22 protein-coding genes are annotated in these 23,546 nt (G+C 63.4%); 17 read left to right on the top strand and 5 right to left on the bottom strand.

Annotated elements, in window-relative coordinates; genetic code table 11:
- Window positions 1–2 precede the first annotated feature (2 nt).
- Entirely contained in the window at window positions 3–1,748 is a 1,746-nt protein-coding gene (locus LQ954_RS01405) for a sensor histidine kinase (protein WP_231021565.1), read from the bottom strand.
- Window positions 1,749–1,877: 129 nt separating this feature from the next.
- Between LQ954_RS01405 and LQ954_RS01400 the strand changes: the two genes are divergently transcribed.
- The 10 genes from LQ954_RS01400 (at window position 1,878) to LQ954_RS01355 (ending at window position 12,199) form a co-directional block, all read left to right on the top strand.
- Entirely contained in the window at window positions 1,878–2,507 is a 630-nt protein-coding gene (locus LQ954_RS01400; protein WP_231021564.1) for a response regulator, read from the top strand.
- Window positions 2,508–2,645: 138 nt separating this feature from the next.
- Window positions 2,646–3,254: a hypothetical protein gene (locus tag LQ954_RS01395; RefSeq protein WP_227771355.1), complete on the top strand. Its 609-nt coding sequence runs from the start codon at window positions 2,646–2,648 to the stop codon at window positions 3,252–3,254.
- Between the two features lie 74 nt (window positions 3,255–3,328).
- On the top strand, window positions 3,329–3,682 hold the full coding sequence (locus tag LQ954_RS01390; RefSeq protein WP_227771354.1) for a hypothetical protein: 354 nt from the start codon (window positions 3,329–3,331) through the stop codon (window positions 3,680–3,682).
- Window positions 3,679–4,722: a hypothetical protein gene (locus LQ954_RS01385; RefSeq protein WP_227771353.1), complete on the top strand. Its 1,044-nt coding sequence runs from the start codon at window positions 3,679–3,681 to the stop codon at window positions 4,720–4,722. Before LQ954_RS01390 ends, LQ954_RS01385 begins: the two co-directional genes overlap by 4 nt.
- 166 nt (window positions 4,723–4,888) lie before the next feature.
- Complete coding sequence (locus LQ954_RS01380; protein WP_227771352.1) at window positions 4,889–5,446, top strand: hypothetical protein; 558 nt, start codon at window positions 4,889–4,891, stop codon at window positions 5,444–5,446.
- A gap of 52 nt (window positions 5,447–5,498) precedes the next feature.
- A complete protein-coding gene (locus tag LQ954_RS01375) occupies window positions 5,499–5,672 on the top strand; it encodes a hypothetical protein (protein WP_231021562.1) in 174 nt (57 codons plus the stop codon).
- Between the two features lie 101 nt (window positions 5,673–5,773).
- Entirely contained in the window at window positions 5,774–6,532 is a 759-nt protein-coding gene (locus LQ954_RS01370; RefSeq protein WP_227771350.1) for a molecular chaperone, read from the top strand.
- A complete protein-coding gene (locus LQ954_RS01365; RefSeq protein ID WP_231021559.1) occupies window positions 6,532–9,039 on the top strand; it encodes a fimbrial biogenesis outer membrane usher protein in 2,508 nt (835 codons plus the stop codon). The genes LQ954_RS01370 and LQ954_RS01365 overlap by 1 nt, the downstream gene beginning before the upstream one ends.
- Before the next feature lie 191 nt (window positions 9,040–9,230).
- Window positions 9,231–11,141, top strand: a complete 1,911-nt coding sequence (locus tag LQ954_RS01360; protein WP_231021557.1) for a copper resistance system multicopper oxidase — start codon at window positions 9,231–9,233, stop codon at window positions 11,139–11,141.
- Window positions 11,138–12,199, top strand: a complete 1,062-nt coding sequence (locus LQ954_RS01355; protein WP_231021555.1) for a copper resistance protein B — start codon at window positions 11,138–11,140, stop codon at window positions 12,197–12,199. The genes LQ954_RS01360 and LQ954_RS01355 overlap by 4 nt, the downstream gene beginning before the upstream one ends.
- 97 nt (window positions 12,200–12,296) lie before the next feature.
- On the opposite strand, the gene LQ954_RS01350 is transcribed toward LQ954_RS01355, so the two are convergent.
- Window positions 12,297–12,827 carry a response regulator transcription factor gene (locus tag LQ954_RS01350; protein WP_227771346.1) on the bottom strand — a complete coding sequence of 177 codons (531 nt, stop codon included), beginning with the start codon at window positions 12,825–12,827 and terminating at the stop codon, window positions 12,297–12,299.
- A gap of 265 nt (window positions 12,828–13,092) precedes the next feature.
- Between LQ954_RS01350 and LQ954_RS01345 the strand changes: the two genes are divergently transcribed.
- Entirely contained in the window at window positions 13,093–15,603 is a 2,511-nt protein-coding gene (locus LQ954_RS01345) for a TonB-dependent receptor (protein ID WP_231021553.1), read from the top strand.
- Between the two features lie 131 nt (window positions 15,604–15,734).
- The gene (locus tag LQ954_RS01340) at window positions 15,735–16,328 is read left to right on the top strand and encodes a tetratricopeptide repeat protein (RefSeq protein ID WP_231021552.1); all 594 of its coding nucleotides are present in this window, start codon (window positions 15,735–15,737) and stop codon (window positions 16,326–16,328) included.
- Here the strand turns inward: LQ954_RS01340 and LQ954_RS01335 are convergent.
- Window positions 16,325–16,813, bottom strand: a complete 489-nt coding sequence (locus tag LQ954_RS01335; RefSeq protein ID WP_231021549.1) for a TlpA family protein disulfide reductase — start codon at window positions 16,811–16,813, stop codon at window positions 16,325–16,327. The two genes, LQ954_RS01340 and LQ954_RS01335, sit on opposite strands and share 4 nt — an antisense overlap.
- Before the next feature lie 127 nt (window positions 16,814–16,940).
- Between LQ954_RS01335 and argH the strand changes: the two genes are divergently transcribed.
- Genes argH through LQ954_RS01310 form a run of 5 tightly spaced genes read left to right on the top strand, consistent with a single transcriptional unit; the run spans window position 16,941 to window position 21,563 of the window.
- A complete protein-coding gene (gene argH / locus LQ954_RS01330) occupies window positions 16,941–18,308 on the top strand; it encodes an argininosuccinate lyase (protein WP_231022692.1) in 1,368 nt (455 codons plus the stop codon).
- On the top strand, window positions 18,305–18,538 hold the full coding sequence (locus LQ954_RS01325; protein WP_227771342.1) for a hypothetical protein: 234 nt from the start codon (window positions 18,305–18,307) through the stop codon (window positions 18,536–18,538). Before argH ends, LQ954_RS01325 begins: the two co-directional genes overlap by 4 nt.
- A 3-nt stretch (window positions 18,539–18,541) precedes the next feature.
- Window positions 18,542–19,798, top strand: a complete 1,257-nt coding sequence (gene lysA, locus LQ954_RS01320) for a diaminopimelate decarboxylase (RefSeq protein WP_231021548.1) — start codon at window positions 18,542–18,544, stop codon at window positions 19,796–19,798.
- A 2-nt stretch (window positions 19,799–19,800) separates the two neighbouring features.
- On the top strand, window positions 19,801–20,616 hold the full coding sequence (locus LQ954_RS01315; protein ID WP_231022691.1) for a precorrin-2 dehydrogenase/sirohydrochlorin ferrochelatase family protein: 816 nt from the start codon (window positions 19,801–19,803) through the stop codon (window positions 20,614–20,616).
- Complete coding sequence (locus LQ954_RS01310; protein ID WP_227771340.1) at window positions 20,613–21,563, top strand: CorA family divalent cation transporter; 951 nt, start codon at window positions 20,613–20,615, stop codon at window positions 21,561–21,563. Before LQ954_RS01315 ends, LQ954_RS01310 begins: the two co-directional genes overlap by 4 nt.
- A 43-nt stretch (window positions 21,564–21,606) precedes the next feature.
- On the opposite strand, the gene LQ954_RS01305 is transcribed toward LQ954_RS01310, so the two are convergent.
- Window positions 21,607–22,005 (bottom strand): flagellar export chaperone FliS, encoded by a 399-nt coding sequence (locus LQ954_RS01305; protein WP_231021547.1) that lies wholly within the window; start codon window positions 22,003–22,005, stop codon window positions 21,607–21,609.
- The gene (fliD, locus tag LQ954_RS01300; RefSeq protein ID WP_227771338.1) at window positions 22,005–23,507 is read right to left on the bottom strand and encodes a flagellar filament capping protein FliD; all 1,503 of its coding nucleotides are present in this window, start codon (window positions 23,505–23,507) and stop codon (window positions 22,005–22,007) included. The genes LQ954_RS01305 and fliD overlap by 1 nt, the downstream gene beginning before the upstream one ends.
- Window positions 23,508–23,546 lie beyond the last annotated feature (39 nt).

Below are 23,546 nucleotides of genomic sequence, written 5' to 3'. Positions count from 1 at the left end.
TCCTACTGTTTCGGAGCGGCAGGAAGATCGACGTGAAAGGTTGCCCCTTCGCCAGCTACGCTGTCGAAGCTCACCTCACCTTTCAACCGCGACACGATTTCCGCGACGATGCTCAGGCCAAGGCCAGTGCCGCCCTTCTGCCGCGTGTCCGACGCATCGGCCTGCGCGAACTTCTGGAAGATACGGCTTCGGAACGGATCGGGTATTCCAGGGCCAAGACCGGCCACACTGATCCGGTGAGCCAGCTCTCCGGGAACCACTGTGATCCGTACCGCTTCTCCCTCCGGCGAAAACTTGATGGCGTTGGAGAGCAGATTGGTGATTACCTGGATCAGACGATCCTCATCGGCCATGACCGCCACTCCCGCCGCAACAGGTTCCACGACGATCTGCACGCCATATTCTGCCGCAAAGCCCGCATTTCCCTGGGCACATTGCTCCAGCAGCGAAGCCAGCGGCACCGGCTTGATGTCGAACGTCATTTTGCCCGCTTCGATCTTCTCGATATCGAGAATGTCATTGATCAAACGGACCAGCCTCGCGCTGTTCGCCTGAGCAATACCAATCAGCTTGCGCGCCCTTTCCGGCAACTCGCCAGCGGCGCCGCCGGCCAGCAGCCCCAACGATCCGGCAATTGATGTCAACGGAGTCCGCAGTTCGTGGCTGACCACCGACACGAACTCGCTTTTCATCTGCTCCACTTGCTTCCGCTTCGTGATGTCGCGGATAACTGCCAGAAAGCTGCGCTGCGTCTCGCCCGGAACGGTGCTGAGCGCGACCTCGACCGGGAAGTGAGTTCCCGCGCTCGTCTCGCCTTCAAACTCGCGCACATGGCGCAGGCGTGACCGGGTTGGATCAAGCGCAAGCGTGCGGAGGAATGCAGCAACGTCCTCCTCCCGCGGCGCTTCCTTGAACAACATGCCGACGGCCCGCCCGCGCATGTCGTCCTCAGCATATCCGAACATCTTTGTTACCGCCGGATTCAAGCTGCGAATGCGTCCCGACGCATCGAGCAGCATCATGCCATCGTCGGCGCTGTCGAAGATCGCGCTTTGGCGCTCGTTTGACTCACGCATCCGGCTAAGCGCGACGGTGCGGGCCGAATTGATGCGCATCCCGAGCAACGCTGCGATGAACAGGAGGAACAGCACGGCGGTATGAAGGCCAATCGTCGTGCGACGGAGATGCCGGCTGTCGCGTTCCGATGCTTCCAGCCGCGCGCGCAGCTGCTCTTGCCTCAACGTATCGATTTGGGCGACCAATGCACGGATCCTGTCCATGAACAGCTTGCCTTGGCCGGACGCGACCGCCCGTCGCGCCTCGTCGTCCCGTCCCTCCTTGATCAGCGTGACCATCTGCCCGGCAAACGCCCGCTTGTTCCGGGATTCGACGACCAGCCGCCGGTATAGCGGCTCCTCTTCCTTGAGCTCGCGCGTTGAGCCCAGTTGCTCCAGAACGGCCGAGATCCGCCCTTCCGCTTCATTGTACGGCGCCAGAAATGCCGCATTACGCGAGATGATGAAGCCGCGCTCTGCAGTTTCCAGATCAAGATGGAGTTTCAGAAGCTGTTCGAGAGTGTATCGCGTCTCGAACGTGGCGCTGGTCGCGTTGCGTAGCGCGCGGTTTTCGTCGAACTCGCGCTGGAGCAGCCAGTTCGATCCGAGCAGCAGGAGCGGTACGCAAGCCGCTACCGCGACAAGCAGGATCTGAAGCGGCGCGAAGTTGCGGAACAAGGCTGACCTTCGCATCGCTCCTCAACTCGCAACTCGCGACTTTGGTAGCAGAGCCGGCCCCGGATGTGCTGACAATGCGGCGAGCGCCCTGCCTCCGGCGACCAGTGTTAAGATTTCGCTAACGAGATCGGTTATAATTGATCCATGGCAAGGGTTCTCGTTGCGGAAGACGATCCGCTTACGCTCGCAGGCATCGAGGTCCTGCTCGCCAACTCCAACTTCCAGGTCGTTGTGACGGCCAGCACCGGCGTGGAAGCGATGGACAAGCTTGCGGCGGCCCGGCCGGACCTGCTGGTACTGGACGTCGAAATGCCGGAACGCAGCGGTCTTGATGTGCTGCGGACATTGCGCAGCCGTGGTGACCAACGGCCTGTCGTGCTGCTGACCGGCAGTATCAAGGATGCCCGCGTGCAGGAGGCAATGCAGCTTGGCGTCAATGGCTTGGTGATCAAGGCCAATGCGCCCCGTGACCTGCTGCTCTGCCTAGAGGCGGTGGCGCAGGGGCGGCGGTGGTTCGATCAGGAAACATTGCAGCGGGCGATGGAGCTTGTTCAGTCGCCGACCGCAGCGAAGCGCGACCCGCTCCAGGGGCTCAGCGATCGCGAACGAGCCATTGCGGCGCTCGTGCAGCGCGGGCTGCGCAACAAGGAAGTGGCGGCCGAACTCGGCCTGACCGAGGGCACGGTTAAGGTGCACCTGCACAAGATCTTCGACAAGGTAAACGTGCGCAGCCGCACCGAACTCATCCTGCTCGCCAAGGACCAGGGCGACTGAGCCTATATCCAAAGACATAGGTATGTGCGCCGAGGGTTAGCAGCATTCTCGCCGGGCGATGAATGGTCTCGCACCCCGCGTCGCCGCATCTGACCAACAGTGAAGCGGACATCAGTCCGCGGGCTGTGACGGCGGAAGATGCGGTTTCTGAAGACCTTGGCAATGGCGGTGATGGGGGTAGTGCTTGGCACTGCCGCTGTTGGCGCACATGCGCAGGTCACCGCCTACGCCCCGGGCCAAGGCGCGGTGAACAGCGTCGCAGTGAACATCGATGTGAAAGCTTCGGTCAGTGGCCGCTGCGGCTTCGCCACCGGCGGCGCTCCCAGCGGCGCGCTAAGCCAGACCGATTTCGATCAGACAGGTTTCTCGCGCGATTTCGGCATTTCTCTGAACTGCACGGTTGCCTCGCGCATCGCGGTGAGCTCACGCAACGGCGGGCTGCTCGCGGATGGCGCGTCGGCACCAGGTTATGCCGTGACCGCCCCTTATCAGGTAGCGCTGCGCATGGTCGGGGACAACGGCGCCACTGCCGAGGCGGCTTGTGCCGCAGACAAGCTCGGCACGGCAGGCGGCTGCACGTTTGCCGGCACCGCCAGCCAGAGCAACGGCTTGCGTCTGCCGGCGGCTTCCACGCGGGCCAACGGTTCCTATCTGCGCGTCAGCGCGCCCGCTTATACCGGCGCAGCGCCCCTGGTCGCGGGCCGCTACGCCGACACGCTGACCGTGACGGTAAGTATTGCACCGTAATCCCATGGCATTAATGATTAACAGCGAGCGCTTGTTTACGGATCAGGCCGCATGGTCGATGCGTTATGTCGCCCGTGTCCGATCCTTCTGCCAGGTTCCATTTGCCCGAAGGCTGGACAGCGGCGGCAGTCGTCATCTTTTCTACCCTTTATCATGCCCCTGCCCTGGCGCAGGCCGGCAATCGCATCGGAATCTCGGGCTATGTCGCCCCGCGTTGCTGGGCCGCCGTGCCCGCGGCAGGCCGGGTCAGGCAGCAGGCGGGACACTGGATGATCGACGGGCCAGCGGCGGCGCGCTGCAGCCAGGGAGCGATGGCGCTGACGATCAGTGTAGCGAAGCCGGCGGCTCGCGCGGTGCCAGGCGCGGTTCCGGTATCCGGCCAAACCGCTCGCGAAGGAGTAGCGATCGTCGTATCACCGACGGTATGAAGCTGACGACCTATGCCGTCCCGCTCGCTCTGGTTGGCGCGTTCGCGGCCACTGCACTGGCTTCTTCGGCAGAGGCTCAGACCCAGATTTCTCCGCTGTGCGGCGTCACGGGTGACGCAACCGCCCCAACCACGATCAGCTATGATCCGTTCTCCTCGTCCGGGCTGTCCCAGGCAACGATTCCGCTGATCCTGCGTCGGAACCGCGGCCTGCTGACCGGTCGCACCGACGAGGTCAGTCTGGTGCTGGTGGCGCCGGCGGGTACGCCCGCCCTCGACATTACCTATCAGGGCTTCCGCGTCCTCTATCCGGAGGGCTCCACGGCCGGGCGGCCGCGCGCGCTTACGTCCAACGATAATGGCGCCGGCGCTGCTGGCGAGATCCGCTATGAATTCGGTGGCATCTTCGCCACTGATCTCTCCGCCCCACTGAACCTGCGCGTCACCGTGCCGCCAGGTACCGACCTCAGCGCCGGCGAGCCGATCAATCTCGACATCCTCTACATCTGCTCAGGCGCTGGCGGGATGCTCAGCGTACCGGTTCCCGTCCGACTCGCAGGAGCGGTGCGGTTGAACGTCAACACCGTCAGCGCCTTGCAGGCCTCCTATGCTGGCGCCGCGCTCGATTTCGGCGAGATCGGCGAGGCGACTACCCAGACCGTCCTTGCTGCTCCTGATCGCTACACCACCACCGCCTCCAACGCGCTGCGGGTGCGCAGTTCCGGGCCGTTCCAGGTGCAGGTGCGGTCACAGAACAACTTTCGCCTCACCTATCCCGGGGGCAACCTGGCCGATGCAAACCAGACGATCGGCTATCGGGTGCGTTTTCTGGGGCAGGATATCACCTCAAACGCCTCCCTCGGTACCCGCACCTGCGCCCGCGCAGGTGTCGCAGGCGCGGGCGCTGTGCTGCCGATCCGCGCCACGCTGACGGAGGGGGGTGCAAGCAAGACACCCTCGCCCAGTTACGCGGACACCATCAGCATCACCTTCTCGCCCGTTGTCTCCGCCTCCAGCGCGCAGTCCTGTTCGGGCCTTTGATGCTGCGGTCATAACGCAGCGGCCGGACTAACTTCGGATATACGGGATCGCACCTCTGGTTAGCTTCCTTTTCGCCACCGGGTAAATGTCGGGCAGCCCGCCGCCGGGGCATATGCAGGTCATCGAGACAACGACGCCGATCACGGCGAACCACGAAGGACCTGACATGAAGAAGACCGCTCTCTCCGTCCTGATGGCTGTTTCCGCCCTGGCTTCGGCTCCCGCCTTCGCACAGGCGAGCGGCACCGTAGATGTTTCCGGCACCGTCGCAGCGAAGTGCGCCGCGGTCACGCCGCTGACCGGCAACATCACGCTGGGCGAACTTGCCAAGTCCGACGGCACCGTCGACGCTGCCTTCTCCGCGAACAGTGGTGGCCTGACCCGGAACTTCACCGTACGCTGCAACGGCGCCAATCCGAAGGTTGCGGTAAACGCCCGTCCGCTGGTGAACGCCGCAGCGCAGAATTCGCCGGCCGGCTACACCAACACGGTTCACTACACCGCGTCGGTGACCGCAAAGACCGCCCAGGGCAGCTCTGCAGTGATCGCGGATGAGTCGCTAAGCGCTGGTGCCACCGTGGGCAACCTGGGCGACCGGATCGCCGCCACCGCGGACAACATCTCGCTGCGGATCGGCAGCGGCCTTACCACCGACGCAGCGGCCATCCTGGAGGCCGGCACCTATCAGGGCAGCGTCGAGATCGTGGTTTCGCCGACTGCCTGAGGCATCGGACCGGCGAGGCGGGCCATCCGCCTCGCCGCAGCATGAGAAGAATATGTCCGCGCACCAGCTCCTCGATCTTGCCATGAAACTTCGCGCCAGAGCAGCATCGGCCGGACCGAGCGAGCGCGAGGACCTGCTGTTCCTTGCCAATGAATATGAAGCGATGGCGGCCCGGTCGTTCAAGACGGATCAAGCCGAGCCCGTCTCCGTTATACTCCCGAACTGATCAGGCCCCAGGGCGCTCCCGGGGCCGGGATGCGTAAACATTGCGTTAGGGCTTGGGGCAGAGAATCATGGTCTCCCCTGCCCCAGTAGAAGGCTGATCGCGTGAAATCTCTGCCGAAGCGGCTCCTCGCCGGTCTCGCTTGCCTCCTCGCCATGATCGGCTTTGCCACCGCGCTACATGCCATGACGGTGCAGCCGGTGGTGCTGGATCTCACCACCTCCGGCCGGGGCATGAGCCAGGTCATCACGGTGGAGAACACCTTTGATCGGCCGCTGCCCGTCGAGTTGCGCATGGAAGGGCTGGAACTTACGCCTGACGGCGTCCGTGGCACCGGGCGCGACAGCGGTGAACTCGCGATCTTCCCGCCGCAGGCCGTGATTCAGCCGGGTCAGCGCCAGAATTTCCGCGTGCAATATGTCGGCGATCCCGCCGTTACGAACAGCCGCCATTCCTTTGTCACGGTGGCGCAATTGCCCGTGCAGCTTCCTGAGAGCAGCTCGAATATTCAGCTTCTTTATAATTTCCAGGTCCTCGTCAGCGTGTCTCCGCAGAACGTGCGCCCGCAATTGTCGGTCACCGCTACGGAGGTCGGCCGCGACGAAAGCGGCGCACCGGTGCCGGTGATCACGGTCACCAATGCGACCGGCGCACATGGCTACCTTTCCCGTGGCCGGATCGAGATCGTTCAGACAGACGCCAGCGGGCGCGAGATCTTCCGCCAGCAGATGGCGGGCGCACAGATGCAGCAGACCATCGGCTATGGCCTGGTTGGCGGCGGCCAAGTTCGCCGGATCACGCTGCCGCTGCGCTTGCCGAGTGCGGATGGGCGGATCACGGCGCGCTTCACGCCCGACGCGTGATGAACACCGTTGCCCTTGCGGCAACTTCTATTCTCGTCGCTACGGCGCCGTCGCAAGATCAGGGAACCGTCCCGGCCGGTGATCAACAGGTCGTCGGCGGCACCGTCGTGATCGAGCCCGGGCCTGCCGGGAACGAGATCAATCCGACCGCGCGGCCGGTGGTGCTCACGGTACCATTGCTCGATGGCGAGCAACTGCTCGGCGACGTGACGGTGACGCTCGATCCTGGCGGTCGGGCGAGCTTTTCTGCTCAGCGCCTGCTCTCGCTCCTTGAAGGTCGGCTGCGCCCAGAGCTGTTGGCGGCGCTGCGCGATGCACTTTCCGGCAGAGGGCGCATCGGCAAGACGGAGCTGGACGCCGCCGGCATCGCGCTTCGCTATAATCCGCAGTCGCTGGAAATGGAGATGACGGTCGCCGCCGTCAGTCGCGGTTCGACTGCCTTGACCCTCGCGGGTGATCAGCCACGCACAGGCATCAGCTATGTCGCACCGGCGCGGCTCAGCGGGTACCTCAACGTGCGCGGATCATTTGATTGGATCCAGCAGGGCGAAGGCTCTGGCTTTGCGGCACCACTCTTCTACCTGGATGGTGCAACGCGCCTTGGCGATCTGGTGCTCGAGGCGGAGGCCAACTGGCAACCTGGCGGGGCTGCCCCCTCATTTCAGCGTCGCGGGTCGCGCCTGGTCTATGACGACCGGGCGAATCTCGCCCGCTGGTCAGCAGGCGATCTGCTAACGCTCTCGCGGGGCTTTCAGTCCGCCCCGGAGATCGCCGGCTTCTCCGTGTCGCGGCTCTATTCCTTGCTCGAGCCTCAAACCATCATCCGCCCGCGCGGCAACCGCAGCTTTCGCGTCGATCGCAGGTCCATGGTGGAGGTGCGGGTCAACGATCAGTTCGTTCGTCGACTGGAACTCGACCCAGGCTCCTACGACCTGAAGGACTTTCCCTTCACGCAAGGCTCAAACGATGTTCAGCTGATCGTCACCGATGATGCCGGACAAACCGAAACGCTGAACTTCGACATCTTCCTTGACCAGGCGCAACTGGCCAGCGGGCTGAGCGAGTTTGGGCTGTACGCCGGCGTTCTCACCACGCCCGGCCGCCGTGGCCCAATTTACAGCGACAATCCGGCGATTACCGGCTTCTACCGGCGCGGCCTGGGGGATCGTTTGACGCTGGGCGTCAATGCTCAGGGTGATCGCTACGGCTGGATGGCTGGCGGAGAAGCGGTGATCGCCACGCCATTCGGCTCATTGGCGGGTTTCGGCTCGGCATCCCGCATCAAGGGCTATGGCAACGGCTGGGCTGGCATCGTCAGCTTTCAGCGTACCATCGCACGCGCAAGCGGTCGCGCCGACGCGCTGTCGTTCTCCCTCGAAGCACGGAGCCGAGCCTTCGGACCGATCGGAACGCGTCGCCCCTTCAACCCTTATGATCTGATCGCCGGCATCGGCTATACCAGCGCACTCAGCGAAACCGTCTATGCCGGTGCCGACGCCCGCTACTCGCGAGGCCGCGATGGGGAGCCCGACGTACGCAGCCTGCGTGGCACCCTGGGCTGGCGGGTCAATCCCTTGCTGAACTTCACTGGCGACGCCAGCTACGAACGGGACGCGCGTGGTCAACGGGTCGCGGTGTTCCTGTCGCTCACCTATCGCCTGAGCGCCCGTTCCAACCTGCGCACCGACTACGACAGTCGCTTCAACCGGGCGCGGCTCGCCTATCAAAGCTACGGCGGATCCGGGACTGGTGCCTATAATCTGAGCGCGGAGCTGGAACGCAGCGATATCGGCGCGGGTGCGCTGGTCAACGCCACCTATTTCGGCAATCGCGCGGAGCTCGGCTTCAGCCACTATGGCACGTTCGAACGGGACCTCGGGCGCTCGCTAGGTCAACGCACGTCATTGCGCTTCGGCACGGCAATCGCCGCCGCGGATGGCGCGTTCACGATTGGGCGCCCTGTGCAGGACGCGTTCGCGATCGTCGAGGCGCACCCCTCCCTCCGCGGGGCTGATGTGCTGATCGATCCCAGCGGTGCGTCTTCGGCAGCAAGCACCGGCGCGCTCGGAACTGCCATGCAGCCCAGCATCGGCAGCTATGCCGAGCGTACCATCTACGTCACCGCCCCCGACGCTCCGCTTAGCGCCGAGTTGGGCGAAGGCTCGTTCCGGCTGTTGCCTCCCTACCGTGCCGGTTATCGCCTGCGTGTGGGATCGGACTATAACATCAGTGTCGTCGGACGCTTGTTGAGTGCCGGCGGGGAGCCGATCCGCCTGGTCTCCGGCTCAGCGACGGAAGTGGCGCACCCTGAACGCGAACCGGTCATGCTCTTCACCAATGCTGATGGTCGCTTTGGCGCGACTGGTCTCGCGCCCGGCAAGTGGCGGATCACCATGAACGACGCGGACAAGACGTCGTTCACCATCGACATTCCCGAAAAGAGCGAGGGCACGCTGACGCTGGGTGACACGCGGTCAGCGAGTCCGGAAGGACCATCGCCGCAATAAGTCGTGTGCTTGCGCTCCATCATTGATGCAGATGGACACGGCAGGTGGCCCAGGCGCAACTCGCGCCCCTCGCCGGCGGGCTTGCCAGCCGCAAACGGGGCTTATGGCTGGCAGGGACTCCCGTTAAGGGGCGGTATCGAAGCCGCGAAGTACAGGTCACGGTCCATAGCGGTCGGATCCAAGGAGCTAGAATGTCGAGCGTTCTCGATCGCCGCCAGTTGCTACGCGGCGCCGGACTGGTGGGCAGCGGTCTCGCCCTGTCCACCTACATGCCGGCATGGGCACAGCCTGTTTCCGCCGGCATCTCCAAGCCTCTTCCGACTGTATCGGGTGAGGAGATCACCTTGCGTATCGCTCATCAGAAAATGGTGATCGATGGTCGCGAGAGTCATGGGATCGGGATCAACGGCACCATCCCGGCGCCTCTGATCCGTTTGCGTGAGGGGCAGAATGTCCGACTGCACGTCGAGAATACGTTGGACGAGGACAGCTCCATTCACTGGCATGGCCTCATCCTGCCGTTCCACATGGATGGCGTGCCTGGCGTCAGCTTCCCCGGCATCAAGCCGCGCTCGACCTTCACCTACGAGTTCCCGATCGTACAGTCCGGGACCTATTGGTATCACAGCCACTCCGGGCTTCAGGAACAACTCGGTCACTACGGGCCGATCGTGATCGATCCGCGTGGTGCTGATTCGGTTCAGTCCGACCGGGAGCACGTCATCGTTCTGTCCGATCATAGCCCGCTGCACCCTCACGTCATCTTCAAGAAGCTCAAGCAACAAGGTGGCTATTTCAACTTTCAGAAGCAGACGCTGAGTGGCCTGCTCAGGGGCGAGGATCAGCCGGCGAAAGAACGGCGCCAGTGGGGGGCCATGCGGATGGACCCGACTGATGTCGCGGACGTAACGGGCAGCACCTATACCTACCTCGTCAATGGCTACGGCCCGCGGGACAATTGGACCGGGCTTTTCCGCCCGGGTGAGCGTATTCGCCTGCGGCTTATCAATGCATCCGCAATGACGACCTTCAACGTTCGCATTCCGGGCTTGAAGCTCACCGTCGTTCAGGCGGACGGCCTCCCTGTTCAGCCAGTAACGGTTGATGAGATGCAGATCGCCGTTGCCGAGACGTACGACGTGATCGTGCAGCCAAGCGACGATCGTGCGTACACGATCGTTGGCGAGAGCGTCGATCGATCAGGAATGGCGCGCGCTACTTTGGCGCCACGCGAAGGCATGTCCGCCGCCGTTCCTCCGCTGCGCCGCCGCCCGCTCGCGGACATGAAAGACATGGGCATGGGCGGAACGGCCCACGGCGCCCATGGGTCGATGAACCATGCGAGCCACGGTGCCAAAACCGGAGGTGACATGCACGGCGCGGAGCATGGCGCGGCCACCCCCAGCCGGGCCGCCGATCCCTCCTGCCCGGCGGAGCATGCCGCGATGGGGCACTGCTCGCCTGCCACGCCTGCGGAGCATGGTAACGCCAGCGGCACCCCAACCCAGCACGCGGGCACGAGCCACGGCTCGGGTGCGATGAACCATTCGATGCGCGACTTCTCCGCGGCGCCCGAGGTGAAAAAAACTGCGGCGGTACAAACGATTTCGCCCATGCCGGTGGATCGGATGGGCGACCGCGGCCAAGGCCTCGACGATGTCAGCCACCGGGTGCTGGTCTACACCGATCTGAAGGCCGTGGAACGGAACCCCGATGTTCGCGCGCCCGACCGGGCGCTGCGCATTCATCTGACCGGCAACATGGAACGCTACATGTGGGCGTTCGATGGCGAGAAGCTCAGCGAAGTGAAAAAGCCCATCCCGTTCCTGAAGGACGAACGAGTACGGATCACGCTCGTGAACGACACGATGATGGGGCACCCGATCCACCTGCACGGGCATTTCTTCGAACTGGTGACGGGTCACGGAGACTTTGCTCCGCGCAAGCACACGATCCAGGTTCAGCCTGGCGGCACCGCCACCTTCGACGTGACCACAGACGCCGTCGGTGATTGGGCCTTCCATTGCCACATGCTCTACCACATGCATGCGGGCATGATGCAGGTCGTCTCGGTCCGGCCCCGCGAGGGAGCTGCGGCATGATTTCGCACCTTCTCGCCGCCGCGACCATGTGGGGCATCGGCACCGCGCCGCAAGCGATGGACCATTCACAGCATCGCCCCACGTCGGCCTCGGCGGGGGACGCCGAAACCCAGATGTCTGAACATGCTCCGGACAAGGCGCCGGCGCATCACCCCTCCCCGACCACTCCTGACGCCGTCCATGCTCATCCGTCGGGGGTGTCCGGTGCTGCAACCAGTGCGACGTGCCCGCCGGAACATGCGGCAATGGGGCATTGTTCGCCTCAACGGGTCGACCCGCCATCTGCTGTTTCTGAAGAGGCCAGCGGCACGGCTCTCGCGGCCGGAAACGCCCAAGCACCGGCCGCTCCCGACGCAAATTATGCCGATCGCGTCTGGGGTCGGGCCGCGATGCTCGCCGCACGCGAGACCATGCGCACCGAACATGGCGGAATGTCTTTCTCCCAGACCATGCTGAATCTTGCCGAGGTTCAGGTCCGCGGAGGGGCCGAAAGCTACCATTGGGACGGCGAGTTCTGGTACGGCGGCGACCTCAATCGCCTTACCGTCAAGACGGAAGGCGAAGGGGCCTTCCGCGAGAAGGCGGCAGGCGAAGTTCAGGCCCTCTACAGCCGAGCGGCCGGTCCATATTTCAACCTTCAGGCTGGCATTCGCCAGGATTTCGTACCCGGTCCCGACCGCACCTATATTACCGTCGGCTTTGAAGGGCTTGCCCCTTATTGGTTCGACGTGGAAGGCGCTGTGTTCCTGTCAAACAAGGGCGATGTGCTCGGACGATTGGAGGGCTATTACGACCAGCGGATCACGCAACGCCTGATCCTCCAGCCGCGGGCCGAGGTGAACCTTGCCGCTCAAGATGTGCCGCGCAACCGGATCGGCTCAGGCTTGACCGACGCCGAAGTGGGCCTGCGTCTGCGCTACGAAATCGTTCGAGAACTAGCCCCTTATGTCGGCGTCTCCTGGGAAAGGGAGTTCGGCCGGACGGCCCGCTTCTCTCGCGCCAGCGGAGACAGAACCGGCGGCCTCAGCTTCGTTGCGGGCGTGCGTGCGTGGTTCTGAGCAAACACTTCTCTGCTGTCAGCAGCCTATCTACATCATACGAGCGGTAGTGACGGCAGAAGCACGATCGGCTCGCCTAAAGACGAAAAGCTGCACCCTATATTAGTGGCCGTTTCTCGAGCTTTCGGGCCAGCGTCCGTCGATGCATGCCCAGCCGCCTAGCTGCTTCCGAGATGTTGAAACCAACATCACTCAAGGTGCCCTGAATGAGTTCCCATTCATGAGTCTTGAGGGAGGCGGCGCGATCAGCCAGCGGCACGTCTGGATCCCCGTCCAGCTTGCCGAATGCCGCCTCGATTTCCTCGATCGAGGAAGGCTTCACGAGATAATGGCACGCTCCCAGCTTTATCGCTTCGATGGCGGTAGCCAGGCTCGCAAAACCCGTCAGCACCACGATCGACATGGCGTCGCTGCATTCGCGCAGCCGTTGTACGCACGGAAGCCCGGAAACGCTGCCTAGCTTAAGGTCGACGACGGCGCATTCCGGCACTCGCGCCTCAAGAACCGACTCCAGCTCTTCCGGGTTTGCGGCAACAGCCACGTTATACCCGCGTGCGTCGAATCCTTCCTTAAGGACCATGGCAACAGCAGAATTGTCCTCAAGGATCACGACACTTCGCGGCTCCATGAATCTGCACTCCTGCTGTTGTTTTACCGCACCTTAGGACGAGGGCAGCGTACAGGTCCATGGCGAGCTACGCGAAGCCCACCGGATGATAGCCTTCAATGGACGACCGCTCGTTTGCCGAGCGACAGTCCGACGGCGGCGGCGGGTCTAGGGCGACAGGCCGCCGCCCCAACGCTCTTAGGAACTGCGCAATCGCGAACCACTCACAGATTTGACTCTCATAATGGTTCGCATTAGCGGCATGCGCGATATGATCGGGGGTCACATGAAAACGTCGTCGGCGCAGAAGAGCGCATCATTCCTTGCGCTGTCCTGCATCGGCTTCATCGCCACCGCCCACTCGGCCGAAGCAACAAGCGCGGATACCCCCGCCACGCCGACAAACGCTCAAGATCGAACGCCCGAAGGTGACGCCTCCGCTCCTGGCGACATTCTGGTCAACGGCCAACGGCAGCGCAGCGAGTTTCAGGGACCGAAAGCCTTGGCCCCGCTGGTCAACACGCCCCGTTCGGTGGTCGTACTGCCGAAGGACGTTATTGAGCAGACCGGTTCCACCACGCTGGCTGAAGCACTGCGCACCGTTCCCGGGATCACCTTCGGCGCGGCAGAAGGCGGCAATCCGGTGGGCGATCGCCCGTTCATCCGTGGCTTCGACAGCCAGGGATCGACGTTCGTTGATGGCGTTCGGGATCTTGCCGCGCAGAGCAGGGACACCTTTGCCGTAGAGCAAGTTCAGGTAGTGCGAGGTTCGGATTCGGCCCTTGGCGGCCGCGGCAGCGCCGGCGGATCGATAAACATCATCACCAAGTCGCCCCAGGCCACCGACTTTGTACGGGCAAGTGCCAGCTTGGGCAGCGCAGATTACAAGCATGCCGCGCTCGACGTTAACCGATACCTGGGCGACGGCATCGGCGTTCGCGTGTCAGCGATGTGGCATGACCAGGATTTTGCCGGACGCGATGCAATTTGGGCACGCCGATGGGGCGTGGCGCCCTCGATCACCATTGGCCTGAGCAGCGACACTCGGCTGACGGCGTCCTACTATTATCTGGAAAGCCACGAATTGCCCGATTCCGGCATTCCTTATCTTTATTCGGCGAGCAATCTCCCCGGAACGGGAGAGATTTATGTGGAGCCGGCGATTGGCCGCGTCACCACGATCGCAGGGGTCACCGGAAAAGTTGATCGCGACGCTTTCTATGGGGTGAAAAGCCGCGACTTTCGTGATGCTTATACCCATCAGGCGAGCATGCGTGTCGAACACGATTTCGGCGGGCTCACTTTACGCAATACGTCTCGGTTCAGCCACAACGAACAGAATTACATCTTCACTCAACCGGATGATCAGCAGGGAAATGTGTTCGGCACCAACCCTGGATCACCGGCGACCTCCGGCGGCTTGGTCTGGAGGCGGAGCAACACCCGTTATGGCTATGCCGAGGGCCTGACCAACCAGACTGACCTGTTCGGCGCCTTTGACACTGGCGCCATCAAGCACAGCATCGCGGCGGGGGTTGAACTCAGCTGGGAAAAAGCCCGTCGCGGAACCTATGCCGTCTCGAACGGCTCCAGTGTCTCGCCTCGCTGCACGCCAGCCGCCGTCGCCCGCTTCTATTGCACCAGCTTGTTCGATCCGAACCCGAACGATCCCTGGATCAATTATGCGAGCGACGCCTCGACAGTTGTCGCCCCGATCTTGAAGAACGCGCTGGCCACGGAAACTCAGAACAACGCCCGGACCATTTCCGTTTACGCCTTTGATTCGATTACGTTGATACCGGAATTGATCCTCAATCTTGGCGCCCGCTATGATGATTTCACGTCGAAGCTGAGGCCTGGCCAAGCTGCCACCGCGACAGACTCCATCAGCTTCACGCGCAACGACAAGCTGTTCAACTGGCAGGCCGGGCTGGTGTTCAAGCCCAGCCGAAACACGTCGCTTTACGCAAGCTATGCGACGGCAGCGACCCCGCCGAACAGCCTGCTTGGCGAAGGACAAGAGCCGAACGCGATCCCGACCACCGCAACGCCGGCAAACATCGCGCTCCTCGACAGCCTCAAGGTCGAGAAGACGAAGTCTTACGAAGTGGGCGCAAAGGCGGAACTGTTCGACGCGCAGCTGGCGCTTTCGCTCGCCGCTTTTCAGACCGACACGTCAAACGCCCGCGTCACTGGTCCAGACAACACCGTGCAATTCATTGGTGAGCGTCGGATCCGCGGCATTGAGTTCAGCTTCAACGGCAATGTCACGCCGTGGCTCTCGATCTTCGGCGGCTACACTCACCTTGACCCGAAGATCGTCGACGCCGGCTTTACTGCGCTGACGGCGCCCGCTGTCATCGCCAACGGCGCAACGTTGCAGCCCGCGCGTCCGGTGCTTGTTCCGTCGGTCAGCAACGGCCGACAGGCGCCCCAGACAGCAAAGGACAGCTTCACGCTGTGGGCGAATGCCACGCCGCTTGATGGCCTCTCCGTGGGCGCAGGCGCCTTCTACATAGGTCGCGTGTTCGGCGGCTATTCGGATAACCGCAGCGCCACGCAGGACGCGGCCGGCAATGTCACGGTGAATCCCGCGACCCGCGTGCGGATCCTAACCGTTCCCGCCTATTGGCGCTTCGATGCCCGGCTTGGGTACGCGATCAACGAGCACGTCGATCTCAGCGTAAACGTGCAAAATCTCACCAACGAAACCTACTTCCCACAAGCCTTCACTGCTCATTATGCCTCGATCGCGCCCGGTCGATCGGCATTTGCCACGCTGGGACTGAAGTTCTGACCGACCGAGTTAGCGAGCTTACCCCGGACCAAGTACGCGCCCGCCTGTCCGGTGGGGCGCGGGAACGGGCATCCATCATACGTGCCGGCGCCGAACAGGGCATTGCCGAGGCTCAGGCCGTCTGGGCTCAGATGCTCCTTGACGACGGCAAAGCAAAAGAAGGCTTCGCCTGGTTCAACAAGGCGGCGGCGCAGGGGCACCTGATGGCCCTGAACATGGTGGGACGCTGCTACGATCAGGGCTGGGGCGTCACGGTGGACAAGAAGCGCGCCGCCGAATGCTTCCGCATCGCCGCAGAACGTGGCCTTGACTGGGGCATGTACAATTTCGCCACCGCTCTCACGCTGGGAGAGGGTGTGGCTGCGGATAAAGCGGCGGCGCTTGCCTGGTTCAGAAAGGCCAGCGCGCTCGGCAACGCAAAAGCGATCAATTATGTAGGCAGCTTCTATGAAGACGGCTGGGTCGTGGCGCGCGACATGGTGACTGCCGCCGATTGCTACGCCCGAGCGGCAGAAGGCGGCGACTTTCGCGGCGCTTTTAATCATGCCCGCATGCTGATGACCGAGAACCGGGCTGAGGACGCCGCCTACTGGCTACAGCGCTGCGCAGAGTCGGCTACGCCGGCGTTCCTGCATAAGGCGCGCGCCTGGCTGTCCGCCAGCTCCTGGCCCCAACTGGCACAGGCGCTGGCGTTGGAGCAGCCGAGCGACAGAACGAAGCCTTAGGCAGTCGCCTCATCCATGAGCGCCTTGGCCTCTGGCCCGGCCCAATCCATGGCTCCGCTCACCCGCCACAGTTCGCGGCCATCGGCACCCAGCATGATGGTCGTAGGAAGGTTCACCTTGTAAGTCAGGCTGAGCCCCAGATCCGGATCAACATAGGGATCCAGGTTCTTCAGTTGGCGCTCGGCAAAGAACGGGGCGACCTTCTGGCGCTCCATGTCCTGGCTCACCGCGATGACGCGCACTTTCCCGCGCATAGCTGCCGCCGCCACGTCAAGGCTGGGCATTTCTTTGATGCAGGGCGCGCACCAGGTCGCCCACAGGTTCAACAGCACTGGCTCACCCCGAAAGTCAGCAAGGCTGATCTTCTTGCCTGCGGGGTCGAAAAACGAAACGGCGGGTGCGGCTTCCCCCTTGTGTGAACGATCGACGGTTCCGGCCGCTGCCGCGGGCTGTGCCTTGCTTGGGGCAACTTCATCCGATGTCATCGCGTCGGATGCAGCGACGTTTGCTTGCTCCGGGGCAGGCGTTTGCCTATCGCAAGCCGCGGCCGCCAGGGCGGTCCCGAGGAGAAAGACAGTTCCCGAGCGCGATGGCATGAGCGATTCCAACCAGATGTGGGGCGGCCGGTTTGCGGAAGGTCCGGCCGCGGTAATGCGCGAGATAAATGCCTCCATCCCCTTCGACAAGCGGATGTGGCGACAGGACATCCGCGGCAGCCAGGCGCATGTCCGCATGCTGGCTCAACAGGGCATTGTCGAAGCGTCTGACGCAGCCTCCATATCAAAAGGCCTGGAACAGGTCGCTGCTCATTATGAGGCGGAAGGCGTCGCCGAAGACCTGGCGCTCGAAGACATCCACATGCAGACCGAGGCGCGGCTTGCCGACGCCATTGGCCCGGCGGCGGGACGCCTTCACACTGCCCGCAGCCGCAACGACCAGGTCGCGACCGACTTCCGGCTCTGGGTGCGTGACGCGATTGACGAGACCCTGGCCGCTCTCGCCGCTTTTCAGCAAGCGCTTCTCAAGCGGGCCGAAGAACATGCGGCCAGCGTGATGCCCGGCTTCACCCATCTTCAGTCCGCCCAGCCTGTGACGCTGGGCCACCATCTGATGGCGTATGTCGAAATGGCTCGGCGCGACGTCGGCCGGTTTTCCGATGCTCGAGTACGAATGAACCTTTGCCCGCTTGGCTCTGCTGCGCTCGCAGGTACTGGGTTCCCGGTCAACCGCCACGCTACGGCAGCCGCCCTTGGCTTTGACGGGCCGACCCGCAACTCGCTGGATGCGGTGTCTGACCGTGACTTTGCGATCGAATATCTCACCTGCGCGGCACAATGCGCTCTTCACCTGTCGCGGCTGGCGGAAGAGTTCGTGTTGTGGGCGTCGCAGCCGTTCGGCTTTGTGAGCCTGAGCGATCAATGGTCGACCGGTAGCTCGATCATGCCGCAGAAGCGCAATCCTGACGCGGCGGAACTGGTGCGCGGCCACGCCGGCCGCATCACCGGGTGCCTCGTCAGCCTGATGGTGACGATGAAGGGGCTTCCCCTTGCCTATTCAAAGGACATGCAGGACGACAAGCCGCCGGTGTTCGAGTGCCACGACCTGCTCGGACTGTGCCTAGCCGCGATGACTGGCATGGTGGAGAGCGCGACCTTCCGGACCGATCGGATGCGGGCATTGGCCGAGAGCGGCTATGCCACGGCCACTGATCTCGCCGATTGGCTGGTGCGTGAAGCAGGCGTGCCCTTCCGGGAGGCCCATCACATCACGGGTCGTGCCGTTGCTCGCGCCGAGGCGCTGGGTGTCCGTCTGGATGAGCTGCCGATCGAGGATCTGGTCGCCATCGACAGCCGGATCGACTCCCGGGTCTTCAACGTTCTTTCGGTCGATGCCTCGGTGGCCAGTCGCACCAGCTTCGGCGGCACAGCGCCGGACAATGTCCGTGCGGCTATCCAACAAGCGCGGGAGGCGCTGTCATGAAGGTTGCTGCCCTCATGCTGGCGACGCTGCTGGCCGGCTGCGGCGCTGCTCGCGGCCTCAAGCCGGCGGAAGGACAGCAGTTGCCCGTCGCTCCCTATGGCGCGACCGCCACCCCTACCCCTGCAGACCTGCTCGAGCCACAGCCGCAAGCTAGGCCAGGCCGCAGCGATGAATTGCTACGCAACTCCGAGGAGCGGCGTAGCGATGAATTTGACCTCCCGCCAAGGTAATCGATGGATCACTTTTCGCTCGTTGATGGAGAGCTTCACTGTGAAGCCGTTCCGCTGTCCCGCATTGCGGCGGAAGTGGGAACGCCCGTCTATGTTTACTCTGCGAATACGCTGCGCCGTAACGCACGCGTGTTCCGCGACGGGCTGAAACAGGCTGGCCGCGTACATCTTGCCTATGCGATCAAAGCCAACCCGAACATCGCCGTGCTGAATGTGCTCGCCCGCGAGGGCTATGGCGCGGACGTTGTTTCGGGCGGAGAAATGGCGCGAGCGCTTGCTGCCGGCATGCCGGCCGAGGACATCGTCTTTTCCGGTGTCGGCAAAACCCGTGCAGAACTCATCAAGGGGATCGACGCAGGAATCGGCCAGTTCAACATCGAGCTGGAAGAAGAAGGCGTGGTACTGGCTCAGCTTGCTGCGGCACGAGGAACCAAGGCCCGCGCAGTGCTGCGCGTAAATCCGGATGTCGATGCCGGCACGCACGCAAAGATCTCGACCGGAAAGCGCGAGAACAAGTTCGGCGTTCCCATCGACGAGGCGGCCGGGATCTTCGCCCGTCTCGCCGGGCTCGACGGCCTGGACCTGCGGGGAGTTGCCATTCACATCGGCAGCCAGCTGCTGGACCTGTCGCCGCTCGAGGCGGCCTATACCCGCATCGGCGCCTTCGTGGCCGAACTGCGCGCGGCTGGACATACGATCACTCATGTCGATCTCGGTGGCGGCCTGGGCGTCACTTACAAGGCAGGCGACGTACCACCTGATCCCGCCGACTTCGGGGCCATGGTGGCACGGGTGACCAAGGACTGGGACGTCACGTTGATGTTCGAACCGGGCCGCGTCATTGCAGGCAATGCCGGGGTGCTGCTGACGGAGGTGATCTGGGTGAAGCCCGGGGTCACCAACCCTTACGTGATCGTTGATGCAGCGATGAACGATCTCGCGCGGCCTGCCCTCTACGATGCCTGGCATGATTTCGACGCGGTGCGACCCACCGGTGAGCGGATGACCGCGAGCATCGCCGGCCCGGTTTGCGAGACCGGTGATACCTTTGCACGCGACCGAAAGATTGATGTCGTAAAGTCGGGTGACCTCGCCGTTTTCCGAACAGCAGGCGCATATGGCGCGACGATGGCCTCGACGTACAACTCCCGTGCACTGGTGCCAGAGGTGTTGGTGGATGGCGACCGTTACGCCGTGGTTGCCGATCGCATCGCCGCGGAGACCATCCTCGCCGCAGAGCGAGTTCCGGACTGGCTGTGAGCCTGCACAGCCTGCCAATATTCGTACGGCTGCAAGGGCGTACGGTCATCCTGGTAGGCGATGGGGACGCGGCGGAGGCCAAGCGACGCCTGCTGAAGCGCGCCGGTGCAATCGTGGTCCGCGAGGACGGCAGCGTTTGGCCTAACCATCGTGGCGTGCACGACGGTGAAGGGGCAGACGCTGCTTCGCAAATGGACGCTTCACATGCACCGGCCCTTGCCATTGTCGTGGACGATGACGAGGCGGTCGCTCGATTGAAGGCGCGAGGCATTCTGGTGAACGCGGTTGATCGACCTGATCTTTGCGATTTCACCCTGCCCGCGATCATCGATCGCGCGCCGGTCATCGTTGCGGTCGGGACCGGAGGAGCCTCGGCCGGGCTGGCGGCGGCACTCCGCCAGCGCCTGGAGGCCTTGCTCCCGGCAAGCTTAGGCCCGCTGGCCGATGCGCTGTTTGCCGCACGTGATGCCTGGCGGAAGCGATATCCGGAAGCTGCGGATCGTCGCAGGGCAATTGCCGCGGCGCTGGCGCCTGGCGGGGTCTACGATCCCCTTCAACCGGCGAACACGCTCGGCACTCCACCGGAACATGCGTCCGAGCCAAATCGTACTTTGGTTTCGATGAAGCTCCATTCGGCTGATCCCGACGATCTGACACTGCGGCAGGCCCGGCTGCTCGCCAACGCGGACCGGGTGACCCACGGACCAGACGTTCCTCCTGCCATCCTGAACCGCGCGCGGGCTGATGCGGATCGTCTCTTGTGTAACCGCCCCCCCAGCGACCTTCCCGGGCTTACCGTCGATGTGAGGATGATTTGAGCGGCTTTGCCTACCACATCGGGGATGGCGCCGCCCGGAAGATCCCGGTGAAGGAGGCCATGTCGGGCAACAGCGCGATGGTGTGGGTTCACCTGACCACAACCGCGGAACATGCCGAGGGCTGGCTCCGGGAAGTGGCGAAGTTGCCGGACTATGTCGTCGACCCGCTGATCGCACAGGAAACCCGCCCCCGCTGCGATGCGCTGGACGAGGGCGCGTTTGTTAACCTGCGCGGGCGAACCGAGGAGGAACTGGATCCATCGGACATGCTCGCCTCCGTGCGGATCTGGGCCGAGAAGGGCCGCGTGATTTCGGTCACGCGAAAGCACCTCCTGGCGACCGATGCGGTGGAGAAGGAGGTCACAAACGGCCGTGTGCATGACCCCGGCGACATCATCACGGCCTTTGCGAGCGCCATCACGGCCGATCTTGATCCTGTCGTGGCCGACCTGGGTGATGATCTCGACGATTGCGAACAGCAGCTTGATGCCTCCAGGGCATTTGCCCTGCGCCGAAGCGTGACTCGGGTACGAGTGGAGGCAATCAACTATCGCCGCTTCCTCAATCCGCAACGCGCCGCGCTTGAAAAGCTTGCGTCGCTACCCGGCGAGTGGCTTGGCCCGGACGACCGCGCTCACCTGGCGGCCGCGGCGGATCGCGCCGCGCGCATGGCGGAGGAAGTGGAAGCTATTCGCGAGCGGGCGAGCCTGATCCATGAGGCGTTGACCGACCTTCGTGCCGAGCAGCTGGATCAGCGCGGCCTCATCATCTCGATCGCCGCCATGGTGTTCTTGCCACTCACCTTCATCACCGGTCTGTACGGCATGAATGTGAAGGGCCTGTGGCTCGCTGAGGAGCCATGGGCGTTCGACGCGATCGTGGGCCTTTGCGCGGTCATCTCCGTCGCGGTGACCGGCTGGTTCGTCGCCCGCCATTGGTTGCGCTGACCGAACGAACGATCCGGCCGCGGGGCGTGCCGCTTGTCAGGTATCAGGCAGCACGCGCCATTCGCCACGCCTCAGCGATCTCCGCCAGGGTTTCGGCGACCTGCCGAAATGGAGCGCCGTCATGGCCCAGGCTCGCCTCGATCACCTGCTTGCGCGCTCCCGCATATACGCGCGCCAAGGTGGCAGAAACCTGTCCTCCTCTTTCGAAATCCAGATTCGCTTCCAGGGCGAACAGGATGGCTGTGGCACGAGTCACGCGCTCGCTTTTTACTGCGAACTTCTTGTTCTCTGCCGCCCAAGCGGCGACGCGCAGTGCCTGGCAGAGCTCTTCGTAAAGAAGCTGCACCAGCGCCGGACCGTCCGCATTGGCGGTGCGGCCGGCCAGATCGATCTGACGGTACGTCTGCGCCGGATCGCGCGACAAAACGGACGCGTACGCCATTAGTCGTTGCCGTTCGTCCAGGCCTTGATCTGGTTTTCCATGAAGGTCTGCGTGGACTTATAGGCAGCCACGCGGGCGTTCATCGAGGCGAACTGCTGCGTCAGGCGGGTGGTCATCTTTTCCTGCTGAACCGTGAGCTTGTCCTGCTGGTCCGCCAGATCACTCTTCGCCTGATTGTAGCGCGTTGTTGACGCGCCAAGCCCATAAAGCGTGCTGGTCGCGTTCAACTTGATGGAATTCATCGCGGCGAGGACGCCGGAACCGTCGGTGGAGTTGGAGAACATCGCTTCGAGCGCACCAGGGTTGCTGGCGATCGCCTTCGTCAGCGTGTCGTTGTTCACGGACAGGGTGCCGTCGCGGTTGGTCAGCACGCCAAGTTGAGCCAAGGTACGCGGCGTCCCTTCCGCTGCGCCCGGCAACAGATTGCGCATGGTCAGCCCCTTGAGGCTGCGCAGCATGTTCTGCGCGCCCGAATCGCCGCGCAGATCACCGGAGATCGGATCGGTCTGCTTCTGCAGTTCGCTCAATACCTGGTTGAACGTGAAGACGAAGTCCTCGACCGCATTGGTCAGGGCTGTCGTCGGCGTGGTGGCGGATAGCGATACAGGAGCGGCCGAGGTTCCGACCAGATCAAGCTTCACGCCCTCAACAAGATCGCTGACGCTGTTGCTCGAACGCTCGACCGTGATCCCGTCCACCGACAGAATGGCGTTACCCGCCTTGCCCGTGATGTTCATGTCGGTGGCGCTTGGGCCGACGTTAAACTGCGCGAGCTTTCCGGATGGGTCGTTGGTCGCCTCAAGCGTGAAAGCCTTGGCCGTGCCCGTCTCGCCCTTCAGCGAAAGAAACGCGCGACCATCAGCGTCAGTGACGACGGACGCAGTCACACCTGCCTTTTTGGCATTGATCGCCGCCGCAATGGTGGTGAGCGAGCCGTCCGTGATGTCGATGGCGATCGTGTCTTCAACATCATCGCCGTTGGCATCGACGCCGGTCAGCCCGGTCATTGCCCCATTGGCGTCGTAGGTCGCGGTACCGAGCTTAAGCGTGAAGGTGCCGGAACCGATCACTTCGCTCTTGGAGCCCAGACTAACCGTGGAAACGGCGGTTTGTGCGGTCGCCAACCGGTCAACGCGGATGCTGGCGGTGAGGCCGGTGAGCTTCGCGCCGGAGATTGCCGTGGCCGTAAGCACAGAGGCATTGGTGCTCATCGGCTGGGACTGCAACGTCCCGCCTTTCACCAGCGAATCCAGCGCGGCGGTGAAGTCCGTAATCGCGCTCTTCAGGGTGGAAACACCGGAAAGCTGCGCCGTCAGTTTGTCCGACCGCGCGGTAAGCGCCGCGGTTTTAGCCGCGAATTGCGCCTGCACCAGGCTGGTCACCAGCGTGTCCGTGTCGACGCCCGAGCCAGTGTTGAGCGAGGTCAGCAGCGCACTGGCAGCCGACTTGGTAACGCTGGTTGTGGTCGCGCTCGGCGCGGAGGTGCTGGAGACGCTCGTCATGACACCGTCTTAAACGGCCGCACCAGCCGCAACTTTAGC

This window comes from Sphingomonas sp. IC-11, assembly GCF_021043365.1.
Classification (GTDB): domain Bacteria; phylum Pseudomonadota; class Alphaproteobacteria; order Sphingomonadales; family Sphingomonadaceae; genus Sphingomonas.
Note: the sequence above shows the minus strand (reverse complement) of the source record. Positions and strands in the feature narration are given on the sequence as shown.

Bases quoted from the DNA above. Each gene is read 5' to 3' on its own strand.
- LQ954_RS01405 (WP_231021565.1), bottom strand. From the start codon at position 1,748: ATGCGAAGGTCAGCCTTGTTCCGCAACTTCGCGCCGCTTCAGATCCTG.
- LQ954_RS01400 (WP_231021564.1), top strand. From the start codon at position 1,878: ATGGCAAGGGTTCTCGTTGCGGAAGACGATCCGCTTACGCTCGCAGGC.
- LQ954_RS01395 (WP_227771355.1), top strand. From the start codon at position 2,646: ATGCGGTTTCTGAAGACCTTGGCAATGGCGGTGATGGGGGTAGTGCTT.
- LQ954_RS01385 (WP_227771353.1), top strand. From the start codon at position 3,679: ATGAAGCTGACGACCTATGCCGTCCCGCTCGCTCTGGTTGGCGCGTTC.
- LQ954_RS01380 (WP_227771352.1), top strand. From the start codon at position 4,889: ATGAAGAAGACCGCTCTCTCCGTCCTGATGGCTGTTTCCGCCCTGGCT.
- LQ954_RS01375 (WP_231021562.1), top strand. From the start codon at position 5,499: ATGTCCGCGCACCAGCTCCTCGATCTTGCCATGAAACTTCGCGCCAGA.
- LQ954_RS01365 (WP_231021559.1), top strand. From the start codon at position 6,532: ATGAACACCGTTGCCCTTGCGGCAACTTCTATTCTCGTCGCTACGGCG.
- LQ954_RS01360 (WP_231021557.1), top strand. From the start codon at position 9,231: ATGTCGAGCGTTCTCGATCGCCGCCAGTTGCTACGCGGCGCCGGACTG.
- LQ954_RS01355 (WP_231021555.1), top strand. From the start codon at position 11,138: ATGATTTCGCACCTTCTCGCCGCCGCGACCATGTGGGGCATCGGCACC.
- LQ954_RS01350 (WP_227771346.1), bottom strand. From the start codon at position 12,827: ATGGAGCCGCGAAGTGTCGTGATCCTTGAGGACAATTCTGCTGTTGCC.
- LQ954_RS01345 (WP_231021553.1), top strand. From the start codon at position 13,093: ATGAAAACGTCGTCGGCGCAGAAGAGCGCATCATTCCTTGCGCTGTCC.
- LQ954_RS01340 (WP_231021552.1), top strand. From the start codon at position 15,735: ATGCTCCTTGACGACGGCAAAGCAAAAGAAGGCTTCGCCTGGTTCAAC.
- LQ954_RS01335 (WP_231021549.1), bottom strand. From the start codon at position 16,813: ATGACATCGGATGAAGTTGCCCCAAGCAAGGCACAGCCCGCGGCAGCG.
- argH (WP_231022692.1), top strand. From the start codon at position 16,941: ATGTGGGGCGGCCGGTTTGCGGAAGGTCCGGCCGCGGTAATGCGCGAG.
- LQ954_RS01325 (WP_227771342.1), top strand. From the start codon at position 18,305: ATGAAGGTTGCTGCCCTCATGCTGGCGACGCTGCTGGCCGGCTGCGGC.
- lysA (WP_231021548.1), top strand. From the start codon at position 18,542: ATGGATCACTTTTCGCTCGTTGATGGAGAGCTTCACTGTGAAGCCGTT.
- LQ954_RS01305 (WP_231021547.1), bottom strand. From the start codon at position 22,005: ATGGCGTACGCGTCCGTTTTGTCGCGCGATCCGGCGCAGACGTACCGT.
- fliD (WP_227771338.1), bottom strand. From the start codon at position 23,507: ATGACGAGCGTCTCCAGCACCTCCGCGCCGAGCGCGACCACAACCAGC.